This window comes from Subsaximicrobium wynnwilliamsii, from assembly GCF_007997225.1.
Lineage (GTDB): Bacteria > Bacteroidota > Bacteroidia > Flavobacteriales > Flavobacteriaceae > Psychroserpens > Psychroserpens wynnwilliamsii.
Genome location: NZ_VORM01000031.1, coordinates 26,778 through 50,773 on the forward strand (window position 1 = coordinate 26,778; position 23,996 = coordinate 50,773).

Genomic DNA, 23,996 nt, shown 5'->3' on the forward strand with positions numbered 1-23,996 from the left:
GCCTTAAATTCATCGCGTTTTCGACTTACAGATTCCTGCCTTCGCAGGTATTATTGAGTGACCTTAATCCATTCCCCTTTGGTTCTCACAAAATAATCATGGTCGTACATGGCTTCTACTTGGGTGCCCGGCAAATAATAAGTTCCTAAATAGGAAGCGTTGAGCATTACAGTAAAGGTTTTGCTGCCGTATTTGCCTTTGCGTGGCAAATCAAAATAGAAATTCACACGGTCGTCACGAATATCGGTATAACGGGCTTGACTTACGGTGGTGTCGCCAAAATCGGTAAATCTGGTGTTTACGATTTCCCAGCCGGATGGGAAGATTTGGGTTAGCGCCACGTCATTGACTTGCTCACTGGTCAAATTGCTCACGCTAACGGTCGCTACGAAATCTTCGCCTTGCTTCAGATTGGAAATGTTCATGGTATTTCCTTTCAAATCCTTATAATTTACAGAAATACTCAACCCACGCTGTTCTGCCAATTCTTCTCCCAGTTGTAATTTCCCCGAATTGAGGACGCGCACATACACCAAGTTTCCGATATTGTTCATGACTTTTAGGCTGTTACTGCCTTCTTTAATATCTAAACTACGTTCCGCAATGGCATTTTTGGTATCAATGTTTTCAGATTTTCCGTTGAAGCTGTAGCTCAAATTCATGTTCTTACCGCCATTTGCTTCCACCATTTTGGCCATCGCCAATAAACTAAAAGCAGTGGTTTGGGTGCTCATCCAATCCTTACTTGAGAGTTGTTTGGCAATGGTTTCAGAAAGTGCTCGCGCTTTCGGATTCTTGGTAATAATCATGGTTTCTAAAGCCATCGCCCTATTTCTGTCCAGCGAACCATAGGTATAATAATTATATTTTGGCGCTTGAAAATCGATATTGGCACCTTTTGAAAGCTGCTCACTCGCTTCCTTTTGACCTGCAAGCGCATAGGCTGCTGCCAATCGCCATTTGGCTTCGTTTGAAATTTCGCTAAACTCCCGCAATCTATTCATACTTGCCAAATCGGCACTTCCTGCCAAGGCCAAAGTATATAATCGGTACGCCTGGGCCAGGTCGGAATTATAATTGCTATAACTTGGCCTCCAATCTCTGGCAGCTTGCTTCTGGTAATTCAACCAATTACTCTTAAAACCCAATGGCAAGACAAAACCTTTCTTCTCGGCCTCTATCATGAAATGACCTGCGTAGCTGGTGCTCCAATCGTTTACCGAATTTTCGCCCATCCAATAGCTCATCCCGCCATTTGGTCTTTGGAAATTACCCAAACGTTTGATGCCATTTTCGATATTGGATTGGATATTCTGCCGCTTCTCGTAAGTCAAATCAAAAATATCGTTCAAGAATAACTGCGGAAACACACTTGATGTGGTCTGCTCCAAACAGCCATGCGGGTATTGAATCAAATATTGCAAACGACGCGTAAAATCCATAGGTGGCAAGGTGGAAAATTCTACGGAAGCCGAATTGCTACCCACAACACCAAAAGTTGAAAATTCTAGCGTTTCGGAAGCATTAGCCTCTAATTTTGTGTTTTCGTATCGCGAACTTATCGGATTCGGATTCACGACATCCAACTCTACTTTATAGATAGATTTTTCGCCATTTCCTGTGGCAATTACCTCAACGGTATTGATGCCATTGGCTTTGCTCACATCAAGCTCAAAGTAAGCCATTTGCTCGTCGGGTTTGGCGAAAGTCATGGTTGCTGAACTTTTCCCGACCACGGAAATGCCATCGCTAAGTTTCAGACTGATATTCACATTTTTCACTTTCGGTTCCATCGCAAATACGGTTACCGGCAGGGTCACTTTTTCTCCAGGGCTCAATTTCCGTGGAAGCGTGGCCAATACCATCAATGGTTTTTTCACTTGTACCGATTTATCCGTGTTGCCATAAGCTTCATCTTCAGCGTTACTCGCCACCACCATGGTTCTTACCGCACCAATATAATTTGGCATTTTCAGTTTATGGGTTTTGCTGCCGCCTGCTTTCAGCTCAAAAGGCCCTAAATAGGTAACCACTGGCTTAAACCGATTGGCTTTTTTGTTCTTGCCCTTCATGGCGCTGCCATCGCCACCAATGGCAAACACTTGGTCAATACTGCCAGAATAGGCACCAATCACATCATCAAAAATATCCCAGGTTTTTACACCCAGCGCTTCGCGAGCGTAAAATTCATCCCAAGCATTTGGGGTCATGAAGCGGGTTAAATCCAACAAGCCTTCTTCAACCATGGCAATGGTATAGGTCATGGCTTTGTTATTTTTTTCTGAAACCTTGACCTCAAATTCCTGCTCAGGTCGCAAGACGTCTGGCATGTTCAATTTAGGTCTTAAAATGGTCTTAGGGTCTTCTACCATAATCGGAATCACGCCATACAAGCGAATTGGTAAATCATTGCTGGTCATCGCATGTGGTTGCAACAAAGAAATGTTTACGAAAACATTGGGCGCCATTTCCGAAGAAACAGGAATGTTGACCGTGGATTCCCCTTGTGTGGTTTTTACCCATTTGTAGTCCAAAACGTCCGACCCGTTTTCGATACTAACCAGGGCGCGCCCCTCACTACTGGACGGAAACGTGATTTTTGCGGTTTCGCCCACATTGTAATGTTCTTTATCGGCGGCAAAGACCAACATTTTGGCAGCTTCCTTATCGTTGCCTGGCGATATATTAGACCAGTTTTTATAAAAATAAGCCGTTCTTCCTGTGGCGTGACCGCTAACCGGGTCGGTAACTCTAATGAGGTAACGCCCGCGTTCGTCTTCAGGAATCTTGATATCAAATGTGGCTTTTCCGTTGGCATCTGTTGCAACTATTTGGTCCATTACCGGCCTGTGGTAAGTACTGGAGACGTAACTGGAGAGGTTGTCGTAAGAGGAATTCCACCACCAACGCCATTCAATTTTATAGATTTTGACCTCGAGGTTATCGCGTTTTACAGGTTTGCCTGCCTTATCAACCACCGCCAAATCAAAGCTTTGTTTGGTGTCTGTGAAATAAGCCCCATAGGCATTACCTTCTGGCGAGCGAAGCCCCACATAAGACGCGTAAGGCGAATAGGTTTTGGTAAAGGCATCCAAGGAAAAATCGCCTCCATTTTCAAAAGCCCTTACCAAAAATTGTACGTTGAGCATGCCTGGTGCGTTTTTACCAACCTCCAATTGCTTGTTGATATTGGCTTTGCCTTCCGCATTAACGTTCCCTTCAAAAACGATTAGTTCTTCAGTATCGAAGGTTCGGGTGGGGTCTGTAAAAATGTAATCTTTATAATTTTTGAAACCGGTATAGGAGCTGCTGAATTTCGCCTTAATTTCCGCCTTTATATTTTTGGCAGGCGCACCGTGCAGCCAAGCCACATCCAAAGTGCCGTCGAGCGGAGTTTTGCTGGTCAAGACCTCTTCTTCAAAATCGACCTTGATTTTGAGTCGGTTTGGTTTAACGGTTTCCACTTTTAAGGCCTTGTAAAATTGTGCGCCACCAACAGAAACCTTGGCGCTGTAATTTCCTGTTTTCCCTTCGGAAGTTGTTGCGACTGGGAAGCTAAACACGTTATTGAGATTATCACTAGTTACCGCTTTGTAAATGAGCTTTCCTGCAGGGTCGGTCACTTCCATTTTTACCGGATGGCCTACTGGCAATTTATTCGCCTTATCGTTAAGCATAAAGGTCAAGAATAAGGTGTCGCCTGGTCTCCAAACACCGCGCTCGCCGTAGATGTACCCTTTGAGGCCGCGTTGCAATTGGTTTCCAGACACGTCGAATTTACTGAGCGATAGCGAATTTCCATCGGCCAATTTCAAATAACTGGAGTTCTTGCCCTTTTCAACAATCGCAAAATAGGCGTACTTGTTGGATTTATATTGCGCCAAACCATCGCCATCGGTTGAAACTGACCCAATTTCCTGTTGCTGAAAATTATAAAGTGTAATCTTTGCGCCAGCTTCCGGATTGGTATTTAAAATATTGGTAACCGCAAAATAATAGTTGTTATTGGCGCCCTGTTTAACAATCACACCCAAATTGGAAGCCAATACATTTTGGGCTACAATTCTGTTTTGATTGTAGTAAGCCTCATGACAAGGGTTATCGCGTTCCCGATAGTTGTAGCGGTAGTTTTTGTAATCGTAGCTGCGGTTGTCCCAATACTCTTCTTCCCTTAATTCTTCATCTTCAGTGTAGGTTTCAGCATAATCACTGCCATAATAATCTTCCTCGTGGTAGTAATCATCATAATCGTCGTCTTGATTTTCTACGGATGTAGTCGCATTTGCTTCACAATCATACAAGGAATACATTTTTTTGAAACTCAGCTCTACACGGTAAATCGCGCCCGCATCAGCCTTGAATAATTTAGATAAATCGATGCTATACGCCTTCCATTTGCCTGAATTTTCGGCAGCCGTTTGCAACTGAATCGTTTGTTTGGCAATGCGACGCCCAACACGTCTAATCTCATTGCCATTATCGCTATTCATAGTATTGTCCTGAAGAAATTGCAGAATATTATCTTCAAATATTTTGATGATACGCACATCAACTGCACTCAAATTGATCGCTTCAAAATTGAATTTTAGATCTTCAGAATTTGGTAAAATCGTACCATTGCTAATCAGGCGTACCATAGGTTTTTCCTCCTCAAAGGAAATGGCTTCGGAAAAAGGTTTTTTCAGTTTAAACCCATCGCTATTGTTGATGCCTTGAAATACATCTACCTGAATATTCCCAACCAATTTGCCATCCGGATAGACCTTCAGCACATTACCATTAACAATAAATTTCGGACTTTTTACTCCCTGAATGGTTACCAATCCGTCGAAATTCTGTTGCTTTTTTAAAGGGTCGGAAAAGTTTATGGATACTATTTGCTCTGGACTTTTAAAGGCCTCCACACTAACAATCGTGAAATTATTGATGCCAGGAATAGTCAGTTTATTTTCGCCCGTAGTATTAGATTTTATAGGTTTTCCATTCCATTTAACGAGGATTTCGCTGTCTTCGATTTTTCGGTTGATGCTGTCAATCTTGAATTCGAAATATTTAGAATTATCGTTGATTTCATTCCATTGCAATTTTAGCGCTTCTCCATTTTGAGTGGCTTGCACCAATTGTTTGGCTTGACTCAATGACATCACATCTGCCGATTTGATGACCGCTTCCAAATACTGCCATTTTTTAGAATACGACTGCAAATTATTGGTGCTCAAACTGAAATTTGGTGTGATGGTCTTAAAATGAAAGCTGTAATTTTCAAACTCACTTGGAAGGTCTTTATAAATAGCGCCCAACTTAAGGGTTACCGCATATTCTGTGGCCGGTTCTAAATTTTCATCAGGTTTGAAGAGCAACGTATGCGCGTTGGCGACCGTAATTTTTCCTTCAACATGAGGTGTGATGCTCATGATTTCATCAGAAATCTCCTGCCCCATTTCCCAACCCTGCACATCTGTGGAAAGAGTTATGGCAATGGGGTCCGCGACCGACTGCAAACCCGAAGACGTATAGCTAATATAATCCCTGAATTTGAAGAGATTATCAGTTTCAGATGCTGCCGAATCCTTTTCTTTACAGGAGAAGAGCATGGTTAGGCACACAAGGCACGTAAAGATATATTTGGAATTCATGTTCTGGAATGGTTTGAGAATCAAGGATTTTAACTAGACCAAATTTAAACATTCATTTCAGTTTATAATGTGTCTTTTAGGATTCGTTGGGTTTAAGTGAGGAAGTGTGTAGGGCGTTTTAGAATTCGTTTTTTGCCGCCTAAAGTCGATTCTATATGGGCTTTTGCACAAAATCTAAGAAATTAGTTTTGTTGACCACCGAAAGTTCGTGGTTTGGATACCCATCTTTAAAAGCTTTGCTGAATTTGGCTTTACGTTTGGGATTCCATTTGAATTCGTAGGCATGGAGAACACCTCCAGATTCTTCAATAAAATCAATTTCCTGTTGAGCATGGGTGCGCCAAAAATAGTCGTTTGAGAACAGCTGGTTGTAAGACTTATGTTTGAGGCGTTCAACAATCAGGAAATTTTCCCAAAGCGCCCCAACATCCTGACGCATGGCCACAGGATTCCAGTTTTTAATTACAGAATTGCGGATACCCACATCGTAAAAATAAATCTTGCGACTCTTTTTTAATTCGTTGCGTAAATTTCGGCTCAACGAAGGCAATCTAAAAATGATAAAGGCTTTTTCGAGTAAATTTATATAACGCTCTACAGTTTCATTATTGAGCCCTACAATTTGTCCCAATTCGTGATAAGACACTTGCTGCCCAATCTGAAACGCCAAAGCCTGAACCAAGGCCTCCAATTTTTGCGGTTTTTTAATATCTTCCCAAGTCAGAATATCTTTATAAAGATAACTGTCTGAAAGTGCATTCAAGATTAATTTCTCAGAGCCAGGATTGTTGATAACTTCTGGATACCAACCGTAAACCAAGCGATGCTCCAGAAGGCGCTCTTCTTCTAAAAGAGAGTGATGATTTGCCATTTCCTCAAAGCTTATTGGCCAAAGATGAAACTCCCATTTTCGGCCTGTAAGTGGCTCATTAATTTGATTGGCCAACTCAAAAGCAGAGGAGCCTGTAGCCAATACTTTAACTTCGGGAAGTTGGTCATGGAGTATTTTTAAGGTCAATCCAATATTTTCTATACGCTGCGCCTCATCAATAATGAGTCTATCGTGAGTACCCACCAACTGCTTGAGATAGGTGCTGGATGTATTCGAGAGTTTCGACCTCACATCGGCATCGTCGCCATTCAACCACAGCGTAGCTTCGGTTTTAAACATGGTTTTTAGGAGTGTAGTCTTCCCAACCTGTCGTGGGCCAACAAGGATAATTATTTTAGAATCCTTGATTTTTTGTTCTAATAGTTTTGATATTTCACGTAAAATCATAAATTTTGCGGATTGAATAGCAAATTTAATATAAATCTTGCTACTTGAACCGCAAAATTCATAGTTTTTAATTTTAAAGGAATTTACGTCTGCATATTATTATTTTAGAACAACCACATTCACTCCCCATAAATCCCAATCTCCAACTCGCCTTTATCATTCATTGTGGCGCGATACATGCCAGCAGTGTTGAATTCAGCGACCATGGCACCGTTTTTATCGACTGCGATAATGCCACCATCGCCACCCAAATCTGGCACTTTTTTCTGGATGACCTCGCGGGCAGCTTCCGCCAAACTCATGCCTTTGTATTGCATCAAGGCCGAAATATCGTGCGCTACCATCGCCCTGATAAAATACTCGCCCCAACCTGTACTTGAAACGGCGCAGGAATTATTGTTCGCATAGGTGCCTGCACCAATAATCGGTGCATCGCCTACACGGCCGTAGCGCTTGTTGGTCATGCCTCCCGTTGAGGTGCCCGCTGCCAAGTTTCCATCTTTGTCGAGTGCGGCACAGCCCACAGTGCCAAATTTGGAGTCTTTGATCGTTGGGTCGTAAAAGGCTTGATTATTGTCGTGGTCGCCTTCAGTTTTTTCCGAAGCTTTGATACGCTGAAGGGATTTGAAACGGTTTTCAGTATAAAAATAACTGGGCGAAACGATGTCTAAACCTTGTTCCTTTGCAAAGGTTTCCGCGCCAGTGCCAGCCATCATCACGTGAGGCGAATTATCCATAATGGCTCTGGCCAAATTTATGGGATTTCTAACGGTGGTTGTCCCTGCGGAAGCACCAGCATTCAAGGTTTTGCCATCCATAATGGAAGCATCCAATTCATTGGTTTCGGCATTGGTAAAAACCGCGCCTTTCCCGGCATTGAAGAGTGGCGAATCTTCCATCACATTGATGGTTTTTTGAACGGCATCAAGACTGCTTCCGCCATTTTTGAGAATCTCGTAACCTACGCGAATCGCTTCTTCCAATTTTGCTTTATAAGCTGCTTCATCTTCCGAAGTCATGTTTTTTTTCAGAATATTACCAGCACCACCATGGATGATAATGGCAAACTCTGCTTTTTGGGTTACTTCGGAAGGCTTATCATCTGAAGCTTTAGCAGTAGTATTGGCATTGGAATCCATCTCGCCGCAAGACAAACACAGCGAAAATAAAGCCAGAAAAAAGATAGGATTTCTCATGATATAAAGTTTTTTAAACGCTTTAAAGTTACATTTTTAGCCCTTAAGCTTACAAGGGAAATCGACATTTTATTAGTAACTTCGCCTAAAAATCTAATAATCCTTAAAAAACAAGTACAAATGGAAGCAGTAGCTACCGATTTCGGAATAAAAGAAGCCTTGAAACAATTAGGCGTTAAAGATATCAATAATGGCACTTCAACAGGTTCAAACCATTTTGCCAATGGCGAAGTGATTGAATCGCGTTCCCCCGTGGATGCACAACTTATTGCCAAGGTCAAAACGACCTCAAAAGAAGATTATGAAAAAGTGATGGCCTCTGCAACCGATGCCTTCAAGACCTGGCGAACCATGCCTGCCCCACAGCGTGGCGAAATTGTGCGCCAGTTTGGCGATAAGCTGAGAGAGAAAAAAGAGCCTTTGGGCAAATTGGTCTCTTATGAAATGGGCAAATCCTATCAAGAAGGTCTTGGCGAAGTGCAGGAAATGATTGACATCTGTGATTTTGCAGTGGGTCTTTCACGTCAACTTCACGGCCTAACGATGCACTCTGAGCGTCCAGGACACAGAATGTACGAGCAATACCACCCAATGGGGGTTGTCGGGATTATCTCGGCATTTAACTTTCCTGTTGCTGTTTGGGCTTGGAATACGGCTTTAGCATGGGTTTGTGGCGATGTTTGTGTTTGGAAACCTAGTGAAAAAACACCTTTATGTGGTATCGCCTGTCAAAATATCGCTGCGGAAGTCTTTGCGAAAAATGACTTGCCAGAAGGAATTTCCTGCCTTATCAACGGCGATTATCAAGTCGGCGAATTTATGACGAAAGACAAACGTGTCGCTTTAATTTCTGCAACCGGCTCCATTAAAATGGGTAAAACCGTGGCTCAAGAAGTGGCAGCGCGCCTTGGTAAATCCTTATTGGAATTGGGCGGAAACAACGCCATCATCGTCACACCAGATGCCGACATCAAAATGACCGTTATCGGTGCTGTATTTGGCGCTGTAGGTACTGCGGGACAACGTTGCACCTCAACCCGACGCATCATTATTCATGAAAGCATGTATGACAAAGTCAAAAATGCCATCGTTGATGCTTATAAGCAATTGCGCATTGGGAACCCATTGGATGAGAACAACCATGTGGGCCCGTTGATTGACAAAGATGCTGTTGAAAATTACAAGCATGCCTTAAAAAGAGTGGTTGAAGAAGGTGGAAAAATCATCGTTGAAGGTGGCGTTTTAGAAGGCAAAGGCTACGAAAGCGGTTGCTACGTAAAGCCAGCGATTGCCGAAGCCCAACCCGATTATGAAATCGTACAGCACGAAACCTTTGCACCTGTTTTATATTTATTGAAATATTCTGGAGACGTTCACAATGCTTTGGAAATTCAAAATGGCGTGGTTCAAGGGTTGAGTTCTGCCATTATGACCAACAACCTTCGTGAGGCGGAAGCATTCCTTTCGGTTCAAGGGTCTGATTGTGGTATTGCCAACGTAAACATAGGTACTTCTGGTGCCGAGATTGGCGGTGCATTTGGTGGCGAGAAAGAAACCGGTGGTGGGCGCGAGTCTGGCTCCGATGCCTGGAAAGTCTATATGAGACGTCAAACCAACACCATTAATTATACTACCGAGTTGCCTTTGGCGCAAGGTATCAAGTTTGATTTGTAATTACAATGTTGTGCCGTTAAGACGTGAGACCGCTGCGCTTTCATAACAAAGAACAAAGACTCAATCGTAACTAACTGACAGACAATAGAACTGAGCAGTTAGTTTTGATTGTTGAGTTTTGAGTTTTGAAAAACAAAAGTTTAAATCTAGGCAAAACAGTTACTTGCAACATGTTTACTAATAGTCCTGAGAAAAATATCAGACTAAATAACAAGCCCACATTTCAAAAGAAATGTGGGTTTTTTATTACATATTGACGCAACCTTTTGTTAAATCCATCATCTTTTAAGAAATCAAGGTTTTCAGTATGAAAAAAAATTACAGGATAATTTTTGCGCTCCTACTCGCAGGTTTAGTATTTAGTTGCGAAACGCGCTTTGAGGATGATATTAGGGTGCTGGCAAGAGGCAGTGTTGTAAATGAATCTGGCGCAGCAGTGGCCGATGCTGAGATCGCCGTTTTTACGAGACGAGGTACTAGTTCCATTTTTTCGGGATCTTCAAGCAGTGATGAATTTTTGTTGGGCAGAAATCAAAGTCAATCTGATGGCACTTTTGAAGTCATTTCATTATTTGATCGAGATTTGGATTTTTCAATCCAAATCACTTTAGACGAAGATCATACCAATTACGCCTATCTTACTTCTACCGTTGAATATCTCCCAGATGATTTGGTCTTCGATTTAGAAACCGTAACGCTTAAAACTATTGGCACGGTACTTTTCAATATAAGCCGAATTAGCGAGGAAGGAACCTCTATGGCCTATAGTTTTAATTATAAAGATACGCGTTGCGTAGCATACTTTGTTGATGGCGAATTGGACCCCGACCAAAGTTACTGCCTCGAACCAATCACCATAAATAGGGTTTTAAATGATAACAGACCAGATATTGAAAATTCGTTTAGAACACCCTTTGGCACTGAGGTGGAATTCACCTATTCCATAAATGATGCTGCCCCAATTACCGAAACTTTCATCGTCAACCAAAGCACTTATGAGTTCAACTTTACCTATTAAGCGACTGGCTTTCGTCTTGGCCTGCCTTTGCGGTTCATTTGTGTTTTCGCAAGATTTAACCGAAACGACCATTCCAGAACCCCAAGATGCTCCTCAAGCACAATCTGCAAGAGAGCGTAAGGTTGCACTGAGTTTTGACCTGTATAGGCCTTCCCCCTCAGGCAATAATTTTTTTGCTGAAAGCGCCAGTGGCAGCCTCGGCTTTAATTTTGATTTGCAACTGTTCGTTTATAAACAGTTCTTTCTCGGTGGCGGGATTGGCGATAGCTATTTTGATAATAAAGACATCTCAAAAACTGGTAATTACGAAAAAACCACCTTGAGCAGTCATGATTTTTACGTGGGCTATGAATTTTTACCACTGGAGGATTTCAGATTGGGTGTTGCAGTTACCATTGTAGGCAATTCCCGCTATAAAAATAACCAATCGAATACCCGCAAAGTCTATCAAGTGGACCACGGGAATTTAAGAAATTACCAAACCTATTTCGCTTATGAGGTTGACCGCACACTTTCGGTTTTTATCAAATACACTTACAGAAGCGATAGAACCAAAATCCAAGTACCTTCAGCCTTAAATTCCTATTTTGAGAAAACCGCAGTGCATCAAATAGGTTTTGGACTGAAACTCTATTTTGGAGAAAAATCGGTTTTCTAAAGATACTTCGTGAACATCTTTCAATAAAAGAAACTTCAATCCGTTTCGTAAATAAGACAGGTATTTTTGCATTCAGCATTAAACCTTAAGTTGGTTATTGGGTCTTAAGCTTATGGAACGACGAGACATTCAGCATTTATACGCGAGAGCCGGCTTTGGAGCTTCCAAACCGCTTTTGGATGCTTCAGTTTCGATGAAAAAAAAGGCCATTGTTGACCACCTTTTTGAAACTTCCGAAGCTATTATTCCTCTGGAGATTGACCTCTCCGCATTTACCAATTTAAGCAATCAGGACCTCAAGAACAAAGCCTTAATTCGCGAACTGCGCAAAAAGAGCCGAGGCGAATTGCAGACGTTCAACCACCGTTGGATGGAACGATTACATACTTCCGAAGGTGTTTTCAGGGAGAAAATGACTTTGTTCTGGGCCAACCATTTTGTGTGCCAAGACAATAATATCGTTTATGCCCAAGCTTATAACAACACCTTGAGAACGCATGCTCTGGGTAATTTCCGTGAGTTTGTCAAGGCCATTTCCAAAGAAGCAGCGATGCTGCGCTATCTCAACACCAAACAAAACCGGAAAGCCAAACCCAACGAGAATTTTGCAAGGGAATTGATGGAGTTGTTCACTCTAGGCGTTGGTCAATACAGCGAAAAAGACATTAAGGAAAGCGCCCGAGCGTTTACCGGTTACAACCATGATTTGAAAGGCGATTTTAAGTTTAGGGAGTTTCAGCACGATGCTGGGGAAAAAGTGTTCTTTGGGAAAACGGGCAACTTCAATGGCGATGACATCATCAATATTATTCTCGAACAAAAAGAATGTGCCCATTTTATCTGCGGAAGAATTTACAGGTATTTTGTGAATGACAATGTGAACAACAAGCATGTCGAAGCGCTTACCGAAGTATTTTATAAAGATTACAACATTGAAAATCTCATGCGCCACCTCTTTATGGCTGACTGGTTTTATGAGGAAAACAATATTGGCAGCAAAATCAAATCTCCAGTAGAGTTTTTAGTGGGGTTACAACAGCTCGTACCCTTCACTTTTGATAAAACGAAAGACTTGATTAAAATTCAAAAACTCTTGGGGCAGGTCCTACTTTATCCGCCAAACGTCGCAGGTTGGAAGGGTGGCAAAAATTGGATTGACAGCAACACCTTGATGCTTCGCCTAAAATCACCATCCATCATTTTGGCCAATACACATATTTCGATACAAGAGAAAGGCGAGTTTGAAGACTCTTTTGATAAGTTTTATTCTGAAAGCAAAAAGAAACAGTTCATAAAAGCTACCATCGCTTGGGAAGTCTTTGATAAGACCTTTGATGGGGTTTCCTACGATGAGCTTCAATCCTATATCATTCTGCCAAAAATAAGCGGTGGCACTCAATCGTATTTGACGAGTTTAAACCAAAATTCCCAACGCAATTTTTGTGTGCAGCTCATGTCCCTACCCGAATATCAAATGTGCTAATTATGAACAGACGACACTTTATAAAACAATCCAGTTTAGCAAGTAGCCTCATTTTTGTGCCAAATTTTATGCGGGCTTTTGAGCAGATTTCCCCTCAACACTTGGGCTACAAACGTTTGGTCATGATACAGCTGTCTGGTGGTAATGATGGCCTCAATACCATTGTGCCTTTTAACGATGATGCCTATTATAACAGTCGTCCAAAAATTGCCATCGCTAAAACCGATGTGCTAAAAATGACCGATGATTTAGGCTTTCACTCAAGTCTTTTACCCTTAAAACGCCTCTATGACGACGGGAATTTGAGCGTGATCAACAACGTTGGCTACCCCAATCCCAATCGCTCACACTTTAGGTCCACAGCCATTTGGCAAACCGCAAGCGCTGCCGATGAGTATCTACAAACAGGTTGGATTGGTCGCTATTTGGACGCCTACGGTACTTCGCCCCATAATGCCATCGAAATTGACGATAGTCTGTCTCTCGCTTTAAAAGGGGAAACCAACAATGGCATTGCAACCAAAAACCCGAACGTCTTATTTAGAACTTCAAATGATCCCTATTTCAAAAACATTTTGGCGCATCAAAACGACACGCATTTGAGTGAGCATAATCTTGGCTACCTCTATAAAACCATGATTGACGCCCAGTCATCGGCCAAGTATATTTTTGAAAAGAACAAGACCGCAACCAACGCGGTTGAATATCCGCAAAATGCCTTTGCCAATCAGCTTAAAACCGCTGCAAGACTCATAAATTCTGGCATGGAAACCCGGGTATTCTATACCTCACTCGGCGGTTTTGACACACATGCCAATCAAGTGAATTCCCAAAAACGTTTGTTAAGTATGTATGCCGAAGGCATTGAAGCCATGGTCAAAGACCTCAAATCTCAAGGCAGCTTTAACGATACGCTCATTGTTACTTTCTCTGAATTTGGCCGTCGTGTAAAACAAAATGCCGCTAATGGTACAGATCATGGTGCTGCCAGTAATGTGTTTATTATTGGTAATCAACTGAAACAGCAAGGGTTTTATAATGATTTGGCCAGCCTAAGCGATTTGGATCCTAATGGCGACTTGAAATACACGGTCGATTTTAGAGCGATTTATGCAACCGTGCTGAATAAATGGTTGGAAGTAGGAAAACAAAACATCATCAACCCCTCCTTTGAGAACTTGAATTTTATCTAAAAAAAAACCCAACGTCCTTTTCGATTGCTCGAAAAAAGGAAAAAGGGTTCTTTACAATTGATTAATAGCAGCGTGAAAATCGGTATAATTAAGAAGATACCCAATAACAAGTTTATGGTTGGTTGTAAATAATGTATGGATGGTAAATCTTGAGCGAATTTTCCACCTTTAGACATAAATTTTCATGGGAATTATTTCCGCAATTTTCCAGTTTTAAAACAGAAAACCTTATGTCGCCGTCGAAATATCGATTTTGAAATAAGGTTCTAAGCAATTGATTAATAGCACTTCAAATATGAGTCTTTTTTTGAATTTTCAAAAAAAAATCCTGTGATTAACACATAAATTGGATGAACGGTAAATCGTATTTCAAATGTCTAGCTATACTTCACTTTTCTAAGAATGCGCAAGGCATCTTGGTACGATTCGTATATTTCTGGGTAGTTCAACTTAAGAAATGGTTTTGCTTCATGTAGCTTTTCCAAAGCTTCGTGAAACAAATTTAAATAGCAGATAAGGTAAGATGCTGGTAGGTTTTTGAGATCTTCCAATTCGTTTGGATTTAAGCTGGAACCGTTTTGAAGTTTCTTCAAAATGGCATTATTGGCATTGTAAATATGGTGCAATACCTTCTTGTCAAATTGGGGTGGCTGAAACAGCAACTTGGTTTCAATGCTGTAATGCATATTGTCTTCAAAATGAATGATGGTTTCTTCTAGTTCATAATATGTATAAGCTTTTTGCAAACCTAGATTTACGTATTCCACAATCTTAAATGAATTGTCATCATAGCTAATATCAACCTCATCCAATGTGGAATAAAACAAACGCACCTGCTCATTGATCAATTCAATATCCACCCTTGAGAAAAGCACCTCGGCATTGACGATTTTTTTTTCTCCAGACCAACAAACCACAAAATATTCCTTAAAAACCTTGTATTGCGGATTGTAATCCTTACGCTTTTTCATAAAGTCGAACACGCCATCCAGTGTGTACTCGACGTTGTTTTGCGAATGTGCTTCTATGGCTTGCACCGTTCCAGAATTCACATCCTTTATTAAAACATCAAAAACTTTGGGCATGCTCATACTCCCATCACGAAAAAACACAGAGCCTCCATAATATTTCCAAATATTCTTCCGGAGGGAGGTCAATTCATCCATGGGTCTAATGGTAACCAAACCCACCACCTTATCATCAGGTAAATGCGGAAAAGGAATGTTCTCATACATCACAATGGGCGGATTGCTGAAATAGGCATTGATAAGATTCTGGATTTTGCTGTCATCAAAAAAATCAACCCCCAAAATGATATTGTCACTATCCTCCACCCCAATCACGATATAGGAATTGTTCTTGGGGTTGCTGTTGGAAAGTGCACAAATGTGCTTTAAAAATTTGGCCTTCCCTTCCTTTAGCCCAATGTCAATTTGTCGCTTTTTGTCATAAAAACTGTTCTCATCATTGTGAGCCAAAAGGTTCTTTATAAGTAGGCGTTTGTTAATCATATCTGTTCCCGCGAAAGCGGGACTCTTTTAATATTAAACTCAAATTAATCTCGGCAAGCAGGAAGCCCCTATATCTCCTCATATTCCGCATGAGGGAGACTCTTATTTATCGCCTGCCAAAACAGGAATCTTTTCAAAATCGGTTAAATTTCTCAAATGGCGTCTAAATTCGATTATAACAATAATTCCCTTTCAATATTCAATCGCGCCTGTTTTTCAAAGCGTTCGAAATAATGTTTGGTAATATAGATGCGCTCTTGTTTCAAAAATTGCTGAAGCACTTTTTTTCGTCCGCTTTTATAAATCAAATCAGGATAAATGGCATATTCCTTCCGTATGTTTTGAATGTAGCTTTGATAGCTGCTCCAATCGTTTCCTAAGATAGACAAATCCATATCCAAAAGAAATGCATTATCAGTGTTATCTGGGCAAATTACTTTATGCTTTTGAGTCGATTTGATAAGGTTTTGAACGATTTCCATTCGATTTTTCGAAAAATTGGTTGCTTTTAATTGATTTATGGCAAATTCGGCACTTTTAGTCTCGTTGTTTCCCTTTGTGGCCTTACAAATAATGTCATGGTACCAAATTGCAAATCTCAAGGCGTCATAATCGGAAATGTATTCCTTTATAGCTTCCGCCTGCAAGAGCAAATTATAAATATGGTTAAGGTTGTGGTAATGCCTGCCTTCCGCAGTATAAAACAGCTCGATAGTAGTCCAATAATTGAAAACGAGCACATTGTTATCGGTATGAGCCGAAATCAATTGCGTCCACTCCTTTTTCAACCAGGCTTCCATCAATTCTTATTCAAGGTCGTGCTATTGGCCTGTGCAGTGCAAAATACAAGCACATCGGCAATATTAACGTGTGGCGGGCGCGAAATGGCAAAATAAATCACTTCCGCAACATCTTCGGGCTGTAGTGCTTTGTAGCCTTTGTAAACCTCATTTGCTTTTTTGTCGCCTTTAAACCTTACTTCGGAAAATTCCGTTTCCACCAACCCTGGATTGATGGCTGCGACTTTAATGCCGAAGGGATTCAAATCAATACGCATGCCTTCTGTTATCGCCAAAACAGCATGTTTGCTCCCGCAATACACATTCCCTTTGGGATAGACTTCCTTACCTGCGGAAGACCCAATGTTGATGATATGTCCCGATTTTCGCTGCGTCATCTGCGGAATCACAGCCTTACTCACGTAGAGCAAACCCTTCACATTAATGTCTATCATGGCATCCCAATCGTCCAAATCACCATCTTGAATTGGGTCGAGCCCGTGGGCGTTACCTGCGTTATTGATTAAGATATCTATGGTTTTGAAATCTTCTGGAAGCGAGGCAATGGCCTCCAAAGTTGCTTTTTTATCTCGCACATCAAAGTTAAGTGTGTGCACCTTGACTTGCGAACCCAGTTCTTTTTGGATAGCAACTAAGCGTTCCTGTCGCCGTCCGCAGAGGATCAAATTAATATTGTGCTTGGCAAGTTCATAAGCGGTTGCTCGACCAATACCGCTGGTGGCTCCTGTAATTAGGGCTATTTTTTTCATGGTTTGTTATATGTTGTTCAATTGAGAAATTAAATTTTTATTCAAAATAAAAACACTGAAAATAAAATTGTGAATGCGACTTTAACCGTTGAAAGCTTAAGGGGTGGTAAGACTGAATACTGTGACTGCGACTGTGACTGCGACTGTGACTGCGACTGTGACTGCGACAGTGACTGTCCAATCCCTTTCAAGGTACTTTATGCCCTTGACTCGCGACCAATAGTTTAAACCAATCTTCCAATTCCAAATTAATGTCCAAAGCATTTACGGCATTTTCAATGCGTTTCTTATTGGTGGTGCCAATAACAGGGTTGATTTTGGCCGGATGTTTTAAAATCCACGCGAGAAGCAATTGGTCTTTGGTTGCACTATATTTTTCCTGCAATACCTCCAGTTGCTCGTGGATGCGTTTTGATTGGGCATTGTCTTCCTTGAAAACCGTGCCTAAGGGCGACCAGGCCATGGGTTGAATTTTATTGACCATCATGTGATCTAAACTTCCGTCATGCATTGCAGAATGCTGACTTAAGGAACATTCAATTTGATTGGTATCTATGTCCGTATTTTGCGCCAAAAGCTCGGTTTGGGAAGGCGTAAAATTAGAAACCCCAAAAGCCTTTATCTTTCCTTGTGCTTTGAGATGCGTGATGGCTTCTGCAATCTCAGCTGGCTGCATCAAAGGGCTTGGCCGGTGCAATAAGAACACATCAAGATAATCGGTTTTGAGATGTTTCAGAGATTTTTCCGCCGACCAAATCACATGGTCTTTACTATAATCATAATGCTTTACGGTATTATCGCGGTTTTCACTGATTTCTTGAATTCCGCATTTACTTATGAGTTGGATTTGCTCACGCTTGAGGCCACTTTCCGCGAAAGCGCTACCAAAATCTTCCTCTGTGGTATAGCCACCATAAATATCGGCATGGTCAAATGTATTGATGCCATGTTCCAAATAGTACTGCATAAGTGCAATCATTTCGGTTTTTTTGAGCTGCTTCCCCCAAGTGCCCCATGTCATTGTGCCTGCAATTAATCGAGAATATATGTTTGTTTTCACGGTTGATACTGATTTTTATGCTTTTGATGTATAAAAATACTCAAAACCTTTAGGATGCGATAATTTTGATGATATATAATGATAAAAGCCCCCAAATCATGAATTTCAAAACAAGCTTAAAATTCCTTTTCACTGCTGCTTGCATTTTACTAATGTTCACGAGTTGTTCAAAAGATGAATTGGATAATTATGGCAATGAAACCGCCATTACCGTAAAGCTAAAAGGCGCAGAGAATAATCTCCAAAACCTGATGATTGACATCAAGGACGTCCAACTATTAATTGGCGCAGATGCGAACACGCCCGGTGCTTGGATGAGTCTGGATTTGTTGAGCAGTGGTGTTTACAATGTGACACAATTAAATAACGATAACGAATTGATATTGGTAGACGGGATGTTGATCCCTTCTGGTGAGGTGCAACAAATAAAACTGCTGCTTGGCAATGACAATGCCATCATTGTCCACAACCAATCAAGACCGCTAGGAAGTGATGCTGAAGAATTGGCTTCTTCAAATATTGTGGCTAAAAGATTAGCATCCAATAAAAACTACGAATTCACATTGGAGTTTGAAAGTGATAATTCCATTATCGTGACCGCTGATGATAGTATCAACTTCGTGCCGAAGATGAATACCCTAATTAGACACTTACAATATTAAGCCAATTTTAAGGATGCATATCCGTCTTGAATTCTTCCGAAGTTAAAAAATTAACAAGAGCAATACCTCAATGGTGTTGCTCTTTGATTTTTAACCAATTATTAACAGCAAAACATGAAAAATTTCAACAATTTGCAAGTCCTAATGAACACAGCGCCAATAGCGCGTTTTTATACTAACATATTTTTGTATTTGTGCCGACGCAAATCACTTGACTTGAGTTCGCCCAACACCAAAAATGAAAACTAAATTTCAATGGAAGAACATGCTACAATTGACATTAATGCGATCAATCAAAAAATAGAAAAGGAAAGTGCTTTTGTCGATTTGTTGATGATGGAGATGAACAAGGTCATCGTTGGTCAAAAACACATGGTGGAGCGCTTGCTCATAGGTCTCTTGGGACGTGGCCATATTTTATTGGAAGGTGTTCCCGGCCTCGCAAAAACACTGGCAATCAACACGCTTTCACAAGCCGTCGATGCAAGTTTTAGCAGGATACAGTTCACACCAGATTTATTGCCCGCCGATGTGGTGGGAACGATGATCTATAATATGAAGCTGAACGACTTCTCCATCAAAAAAGGACCCATCTTCGCCAACTTCGTTTTGGCAGATGAGATCAATAGGGCGCCTGCAAAAGTACAGTCGGCATTATTGGAAGCCATGCAGGAAAAACAAGTGACCATTGGCGATGAAACTTTTATCTTGGATAAGCCTTTTTTGGTCATGGCTACCCAAAACCCGGTGGAGCAAGAAGGCACCTACCCGCTGCCTGAAGCCCAAGTGGATCGTTTTATGCTTAAAACCGTCATCGATTATCCTAAATTGGCCGAAGAACAACTCATCATGAGAGCCAATCTCAAAGGCGCTTGGGAGAAAGTTAATCCTGTAATCTCAGTATCCCAGATTTTACGAGCCCAAGAAGTGGTGCGTGAGGTTTATATGGATGAAAAAATAGAAAAATACATTCTCGATATTGTTTTTGCAACACGCTACCCAGAGCAATACAAATTGAGCGCACTCAAGCCTCTTATCTCATTTGGCGCCTCGCCACGTGGAAGTATCAACTTGGCCACTGCCGCCAAATGTTACGCTTTCATCAAGCGAAGAGGTTATGTGATTCCTGAAGACGTGCGTGCTATAGTCTATGATGTGCTGCGCCACAGAATTGGACTCACTTACGAAGCTGAAGCCGAAAATGTAACTTCGGAAGACATCATTAGTAAAATCATCAATGAGATTGAAGTACCTTAAAAAAAGAGGTTGCAGTTTGCAGTCGCATTATGCAGTTGCTTACTCGTATGGATTAGCTTCAATAAGTAAGTTTTTACTAAAATTTACAACAATCAAAAATCAGAGCAAAATATAAAAGTCCCCTTTGGGGATTTAGGGGAATGGACACAAAAGAACTTCTTAAAAAAGTACGAAAAATAGAGATCAAGACACGCCGCTTGTCTGATCATATATTTGGGGGCGAATACCACTCGACCTTTAAGGGGCGTGGTATGACTTTTTCTGAAGTGCGGCAATACCAATTTGGCGATGATGTGCGAAATATAGACTGGAACGTTACCGCGCGCTACAGTGAGCCTTTCATCAAGGTTTTTGAAGAAGAACGGGAATTGACCATGATGTTGGTAGTGGATATTTCTGGATCGAAACTCTTCGGTACAAAAGAACAGTTCAAGGATGAGATTATTACTGAAATAGCTGCGACCTTAGCCTTTTCTGCCACACAGAATAATGATAAAATTGGTTTAATATTGTTTTCCGACGAAATAGAACTTTATATTCCGCCCAAGAAAGGACGTTCTCACGTGTTGCGGATTATTAGGGAACTGTTGGAATTTAAACCAAAAAGCAAGAAGACAGATTTGGCCATGGCACTCAAGTTTTTGTCTAACGTGATGAAAAAGAAAGCCATCGTTTTTGTGTTGTCCGATTTTATTGCCGACGATTACCAACACACCTTGAAAATCGCTGCCAAACGTCACGATATCACAGGCATTCGTGTATATGATAGACATGAGGAAAGCATCCCGAGTTTGGGCATGGTACAAATGGAAGACGAGGAAACCGGTGAATTGGTACTCGTCAATACCTCATCAAAAACAGTGAGGAATAACTACAGCAAGTTTTATAACGAAAAGGTATCTTATTTTAAGGAGTCCTTTAACAAATCTGGAGCAGGCAGCATCGACTGTCGCGTAGATGAAAGTTATGTGAGAAAATTATTGGGCTATTTTAAACGTAGAGGCTAAACCGAATTAGGATTTATGATTTATGATTTTAGATTTTTGAAGTTGAGGACGCCTTGTTTTGGCATGGGTTCGGTTGCCATTTGGTCGCTGTTCTTTTCTCTATTTTCTTTATTCTCCTTTGCGCAAGTAAGCTCCTCTATTGATAGTACCACCATAAAGATTGGCGAGCAGATTACCTACAAGATTCAGGTGGAAGCCGATAGCAGCGATTTCGTACTCTTCCCCGACGGGCAAACATTTATGCCACTCGAAATGATTGAGGCTTACAAGACCGATACCACTAAGACCAACGCCAAATTTAAGCTCATTAAAAAATATGGGTTGACGCAGTTTGATTCGGGTGCCTATACAATTCCGAGACAAAAAATTACAATTGGCGAAACCGTTTTCTATACCGATTCGCTCAAGGTCAGGGTAAATGCCATTGAAGTAGATACCACCAAGCAACAACTCTACGATATCAAACCCATGATCAAGGTAGAAAAAGCCACGAGTTATTTTTGGCTGTACGTGCTGCTTTCGGTCTTGATAATTGCTTTAGTGGCTTTCGCTTTATATTGGTTTATTTGGCGTAGAAAACCATTGACCGAAGCCGAAGAAATTGCCTTGCTTCCGCCTTACGACAGGGCAAAACTAGCGCTCCAAAAACTCGATGAGACCGATTACCTGCAACGCTCAGAGCTGAAAGGTTATTATTCCGAACTGACCTTTATCATTCGTAAATACCTCGATGAAAAAGTGTATGACCGTGCCTTAGAAAGCACTACCGACGAACTGATAAGTAGATTGCACCTACTCAAAGACGCCAATAAAATCATATTAAGCAAGGAAGACATTCGCAATATAGAGCTCATCTTAAAACGTGCCGATTTAGTGAAATTTGCAAAATCTGCACCAGATTTAGAACTCGCCAAATTAGATAGAACCACAGTCGATATGGAAATCGACATCGTCAAGGACGCGCTGCCCCAGCCTACCGAAGAGGAAAAATTACTGGATCAACGTTATAAAGCCGATGAAGACCGCAAGAAAAAGCGCGAGAAAATCTGGCTTACCGTTGCTGCAAGTGTGCTCATTTTAGCCGCCACTTTTATTGGCTTCGGTTTAAAATATGGGTTTCCATATGTGGTGGACAGCATTGTAGGCGAAGACACCAAAGAACTGCTGGAAGGTACCTGGGTAAGTAGCGAGTATGGTATTCCGCCTGTGACCATAGCAACGCCAGCGGTTTTAGAACGCGTAGAGATGCAAGCCATCGATAGTACGCAGGCCACGAGGCGCAGCGCTTTTTCCTACGGAAGTTTGGAGCAAACCCTTGATATTGAAGTAAGCACCACACAATATGATCCTCAAAAAGAGCAAAAAATTGATGTCAATGCCGAAGCTGAACAGGCCATAAGGGGATTTGAAAATAATGGTGCCAAAAACCTCCTTGTAAAACGCGAAAAATTTGAAACGCCAAATGCTGCGCAAGGTTTAAAGGTTTTTGGAAGCTTAGAACTTCCAGTGGAAGGTTCATCTAACTTTAAAACAGGTGAATATACCATCCTGATTTTTGTTTCCGAAGATAAATCAGTGCTTCAAAAAATCGTCTTGGCTTGGGACAATCAAAATCCTTATGCCAATGACATTATGGAACGGGTTATCAATTCCATAGAACTTAAAAAAGCAGAAGACTAATGTTGGAAGGTGTTGAATTTGTAAACAAAGGATTTTTTTGGCTGCTATTACTGCTGCCAATCGCCATGCTTTGGTACGCTCTCAAACGAAAAAGACAAACCGCAGAGCTTAAGGTGTCCAGCATCAAGGGTTTTAAAGTGGGCAGCTCGGTATTGCCAAAATTGAGACCCATCTTATTTATTTTGAGATTATTAGCCTTAGCCTTCATCATTGTAGCCTTGGCACGCCCACGAACTTCAGATGAGTCCACCAAAATCAAAACCACCAAAGGGATTGATATCGTGATGGCGATTGACGTTTCAGCAAGTATGTTGGCAAAGGATTTATTGCCCAACCGCCTGGAAGCCTTAAAAAATGTGGCTTCAGAATTTATAAAAGGCAGACCAAATGACCGCATCGGGCTTGTGGAATATGCGGGCGAAAGCTATACCAAAACACCAATTACCAGCGATAAGGCCATTGTGCTGCGCTCGCTAAGGGATATTAAATACAACGAAATCATTGAGGGAGGTACTGCCATTGGTATGGGCTTAGCCACCTCAGTAAACCGATTGAAGGATAGTAAGGCCAAGAGCAAGGTCATTATCTTGTTAACCGATGGTGTTAACAATTCTGGTTTCATAGACCCAAAAATCGCTAGTGAGCTTGCTTTAGAATACGGCATTAAAGTTTACACTATTGGCTTGGGCACCAACGGGATGGCCCTCTCACCTTATTCTATTTTGCCCAATGGCAATTTCCAGTACCGAAGAATGCAGGTCGAAATTGATGAAGATTTATTGAAATCAATTGCCGACATGACTGAAGGCAAGTATTTTAGAGCGACCGACAATGAAAAATTAAAGGAAATCTATTCTGAGATCAATAAGCTCGAAAAAACCGAAGTAGATGAACTTAAATTCACGACCTATGATGAAAAATTCAGACCCCTAGTATTGATTGCCTTGGGTTTGTTGATGCTTGAGTTTTTGATGCGCTTTACCTTGTTCAGGAGTTTTGTGTAAAAAGAGGTTAGAGGTTAGAGGTTAGAGGTTAGAGGTTAGAGGTTAGAGGTTAGAGGTTAGAGGTTAGAGGTTAGAGGTTAGAGGTTAGAGGTTAGAGGTTAGAGGTTAGAGGTTAGAGGTTAGAGGTTA

General features: G+C 41.3%; 17 protein-coding genes. 10 read left to right on the forward strand and 7 right to left on the reverse strand.

Annotation, left to right across the window (positions count from 1 at the left end; genetic code table 11):
- Positions 1–50: 50 nt before the first annotated feature.
- From ESY88_RS18340 to ESY88_RS18350, 3 genes are all read right to left on the reverse strand, one after another.
- The gene (locus tag ESY88_RS18340) at positions 51–5,636 is read right to left on the reverse strand and encodes an alpha-2-macroglobulin family protein (RefSeq protein ID WP_147088153.1); all 5,586 of its coding nucleotides are present in this window, start codon (positions 5,634–5,636) and stop codon (positions 51–53) included.
- A 151-nt stretch (positions 5,637–5,787) separates the two neighbouring features.
- Complete coding sequence (locus ESY88_RS18345) at positions 5,788–6,915, reverse strand: ATP-binding protein (protein WP_147088152.1); 1,128 nt, start codon at positions 6,913–6,915, stop codon at positions 5,788–5,790.
- A gap of 119 nt (positions 6,916–7,034) precedes the next feature.
- Positions 7,035–8,111, reverse strand: a complete 1,077-nt coding sequence (locus tag ESY88_RS18350; protein WP_147088151.1) for an isoaspartyl peptidase/L-asparaginase family protein — start codon at positions 8,109–8,111, stop codon at positions 7,035–7,037.
- A 120-nt stretch (positions 8,112–8,231) separates the two neighbouring features.
- On the opposite strand from ESY88_RS18350, the gene amaB reads away from it, so the two are divergent.
- The 5 genes from amaB to ESY88_RS18375 all read left to right on the forward strand — a co-directional run bounded on the left by amaB (position 8,232) and on the right by ESY88_RS18375 (position 14,137).
- Positions 8,232–9,785, forward strand: a complete 1,554-nt coding sequence (gene amaB / locus ESY88_RS18355) for an L-piperidine-6-carboxylate dehydrogenase (RefSeq protein ID WP_147088150.1) — start codon at positions 8,232–8,234, stop codon at positions 9,783–9,785.
- 307 nt (positions 9,786–10,092) lie between these two features.
- Positions 10,093–10,803, forward strand: coding sequence for a hypothetical protein (locus tag ESY88_RS18360; RefSeq protein ID WP_147088149.1), 711 nt, complete (start codon positions 10,093–10,095; stop codon positions 10,801–10,803).
- The gene (locus tag ESY88_RS18365) at positions 10,781–11,461 is read left to right on the forward strand and encodes a hypothetical protein (protein WP_147088148.1); all 681 of its coding nucleotides are present in this window, start codon (positions 10,781–10,783) and stop codon (positions 11,459–11,461) included. The genes ESY88_RS18360 and ESY88_RS18365 overlap by 23 nt, the downstream gene beginning before the upstream one ends.
- A 112-nt stretch (positions 11,462–11,573) precedes the next feature.
- Positions 11,574–12,944: a DUF1800 domain-containing protein gene (locus tag ESY88_RS18370; protein WP_147088147.1), complete on the forward strand. Its 1,371-nt coding sequence runs from the start codon at positions 11,574–11,576 to the stop codon at positions 12,942–12,944.
- Positions 12,945–12,946: 2 nt separating this feature from the next.
- The gene (locus ESY88_RS18375; RefSeq protein ID WP_147088146.1) at positions 12,947–14,137 is read left to right on the forward strand and encodes a DUF1501 domain-containing protein; all 1,191 of its coding nucleotides are present in this window, start codon (positions 12,947–12,949) and stop codon (positions 14,135–14,137) included.
- A gap of 377 nt (positions 14,138–14,514) precedes the next feature.
- Here the strand turns inward: ESY88_RS18375 and ESY88_RS18380 are convergent, their stop codons facing one another.
- From ESY88_RS18380 to ESY88_RS18395, 4 genes are all read right to left on the reverse strand, one after another.
- Positions 14,515–15,648 (reverse strand): ATP-binding protein, encoded by a 1,134-nt coding sequence (locus ESY88_RS18380; protein WP_147088145.1) that lies wholly within the window; start codon positions 15,646–15,648, stop codon positions 14,515–14,517.
- A gap of 173 nt (positions 15,649–15,821) precedes the next feature.
- On the reverse strand, positions 15,822–16,448 hold the full coding sequence (locus ESY88_RS18385) for an HD domain-containing protein (RefSeq protein WP_223270886.1): 627 nt from the start codon (positions 16,446–16,448) through the stop codon (positions 15,822–15,824).
- Complete coding sequence (locus ESY88_RS18390) at positions 16,448–17,197, reverse strand: SDR family NAD(P)-dependent oxidoreductase (RefSeq protein ID WP_147088144.1); 750 nt, start codon at positions 17,195–17,197, stop codon at positions 16,448–16,450. Before ESY88_RS18390 ends, ESY88_RS18385 begins: the two co-directional genes overlap by 1 nt.
- 187 nt (positions 17,198–17,384) lie before the next feature.
- Entirely contained in the window at positions 17,385–18,257 is an 873-nt protein-coding gene (locus tag ESY88_RS18395) for an aldo/keto reductase (protein WP_223270887.1), read from the reverse strand.
- Between the two features lie 98 nt (positions 18,258–18,355).
- Here ESY88_RS18395 and ESY88_RS18400 point away from each other — a divergent pair, with 98 nt between their 5' ends.
- The 5 genes from ESY88_RS18400 (at position 18,356) to ESY88_RS18420 (ending at position 23,867) form a co-directional block, all read left to right on the forward strand.
- Positions 18,356–18,919, forward strand: coding sequence for a DUF4382 domain-containing protein (locus ESY88_RS18400; protein ID WP_189702650.1), 564 nt, complete (start codon positions 18,356–18,358; stop codon positions 18,917–18,919).
- Positions 18,920–19,174: 255 nt separating this feature from the next.
- Positions 19,175–20,176: an AAA family ATPase gene (locus tag ESY88_RS18405; RefSeq protein WP_147088142.1), complete on the forward strand. Its 1,002-nt coding sequence runs from the start codon at positions 19,175–19,177 to the stop codon at positions 20,174–20,176.
- Positions 20,177–20,316: 140 nt separating this feature from the next.
- A complete protein-coding gene (locus tag ESY88_RS18410) occupies positions 20,317–21,183 on the forward strand; it encodes a DUF58 domain-containing protein (RefSeq protein ID WP_147088141.1) in 867 nt (288 codons plus the stop codon).
- A gap of 63 nt (positions 21,184–21,246) precedes the next feature.
- The gene (locus ESY88_RS18415; protein WP_147088173.1) at positions 21,247–22,863 is read left to right on the forward strand and encodes a hypothetical protein; all 1,617 of its coding nucleotides are present in this window, start codon (positions 21,247–21,249) and stop codon (positions 22,861–22,863) included.
- Positions 22,863–23,867 carry a vWA domain-containing protein gene (locus tag ESY88_RS18420; protein WP_147088140.1) on the forward strand — a complete coding sequence of 335 codons (1,005 nt, stop codon included), beginning with the start codon at positions 22,863–22,865 and terminating at the stop codon, positions 23,865–23,867. The genes ESY88_RS18415 and ESY88_RS18420 overlap by 1 nt, the downstream gene beginning before the upstream one ends.
- The last annotated feature ends 129 nt before the right edge of the window (positions 23,868–23,996 follow it).

Excerpts from the sequence above, each read along its gene's own strand:
- ESY88_RS18385 (WP_223270886.1), bottom strand. The coding sequence starts at position 16,448 with ATGGAAGCCTGGTTGAAAAAGGAGTGGACGCAATTGATTTCGGCTCAT.
- ESY88_RS18400 (WP_189702650.1), top strand. The coding sequence starts at position 18,356 with ATGAATTTCAAAACAAGCTTAAAATTCCTTTTCACTGCTGCTTGCATT.
- ESY88_RS18405 (WP_147088142.1), top strand. The coding sequence starts at position 19,175 with ATGGAAGAACATGCTACAATTGACATTAATGCGATCAATCAAAAAATA.
- ESY88_RS18365 (WP_147088148.1), top strand. The coding sequence starts at position 10,781 with ATGAGTTCAACTTTACCTATTAAGCGACTGGCTTTCGTCTTGGCCTGC.
- ESY88_RS18415 (WP_147088173.1), top strand. The coding sequence starts at position 21,247 with ATGGGTTCGGTTGCCATTTGGTCGCTGTTCTTTTCTCTATTTTCTTTA.
- ESY88_RS18340 (WP_147088153.1), bottom strand. The coding sequence starts at position 5,636 with ATGAATTCCAAATATATCTTTACGTGCCTTGTGTGCCTAACCATGCTC.
- ESY88_RS18380 (WP_147088145.1), bottom strand. The coding sequence starts at position 15,648 with ATGATTAACAAACGCCTACTTATAAAGAACCTTTTGGCTCACAATGAT.
- amaB (WP_147088150.1), top strand. The coding sequence starts at position 8,232 with ATGGAAGCAGTAGCTACCGATTTCGGAATAAAAGAAGCCTTGAAACAA.
- ESY88_RS18360 (WP_147088149.1), top strand. The coding sequence starts at position 10,093 with ATGAAAAAAAATTACAGGATAATTTTTGCGCTCCTACTCGCAGGTTTA.
- ESY88_RS18410 (WP_147088141.1), top strand. The coding sequence starts at position 20,317 with ATGGACACAAAAGAACTTCTTAAAAAAGTACGAAAAATAGAGATCAAG.
- ESY88_RS18350 (WP_147088151.1), bottom strand. The coding sequence starts at position 8,111 with ATGAGAAATCCTATCTTTTTTCTGGCTTTATTTTCGCTGTGTTTGTCT.
- ESY88_RS18345 (WP_147088152.1), bottom strand. The coding sequence starts at position 6,915 with ATGATTTTACGTGAAATATCAAAACTATTAGAACAAAAAATCAAGGAT.
- ESY88_RS18390 (WP_147088144.1), bottom strand. The coding sequence starts at position 17,197 with ATGAAAAAAATAGCCCTAATTACAGGAGCCACCAGCGGTATTGGTCGA.
- ESY88_RS18420 (WP_147088140.1), top strand. The coding sequence starts at position 22,863 with ATGTTGGAAGGTGTTGAATTTGTAAACAAAGGATTTTTTTGGCTGCTA.
- ESY88_RS18375 (WP_147088146.1), top strand. The coding sequence starts at position 12,947 with ATGAACAGACGACACTTTATAAAACAATCCAGTTTAGCAAGTAGCCTC.
- ESY88_RS18370 (WP_147088147.1), top strand. The coding sequence starts at position 11,574 with ATGGAACGACGAGACATTCAGCATTTATACGCGAGAGCCGGCTTTGGA.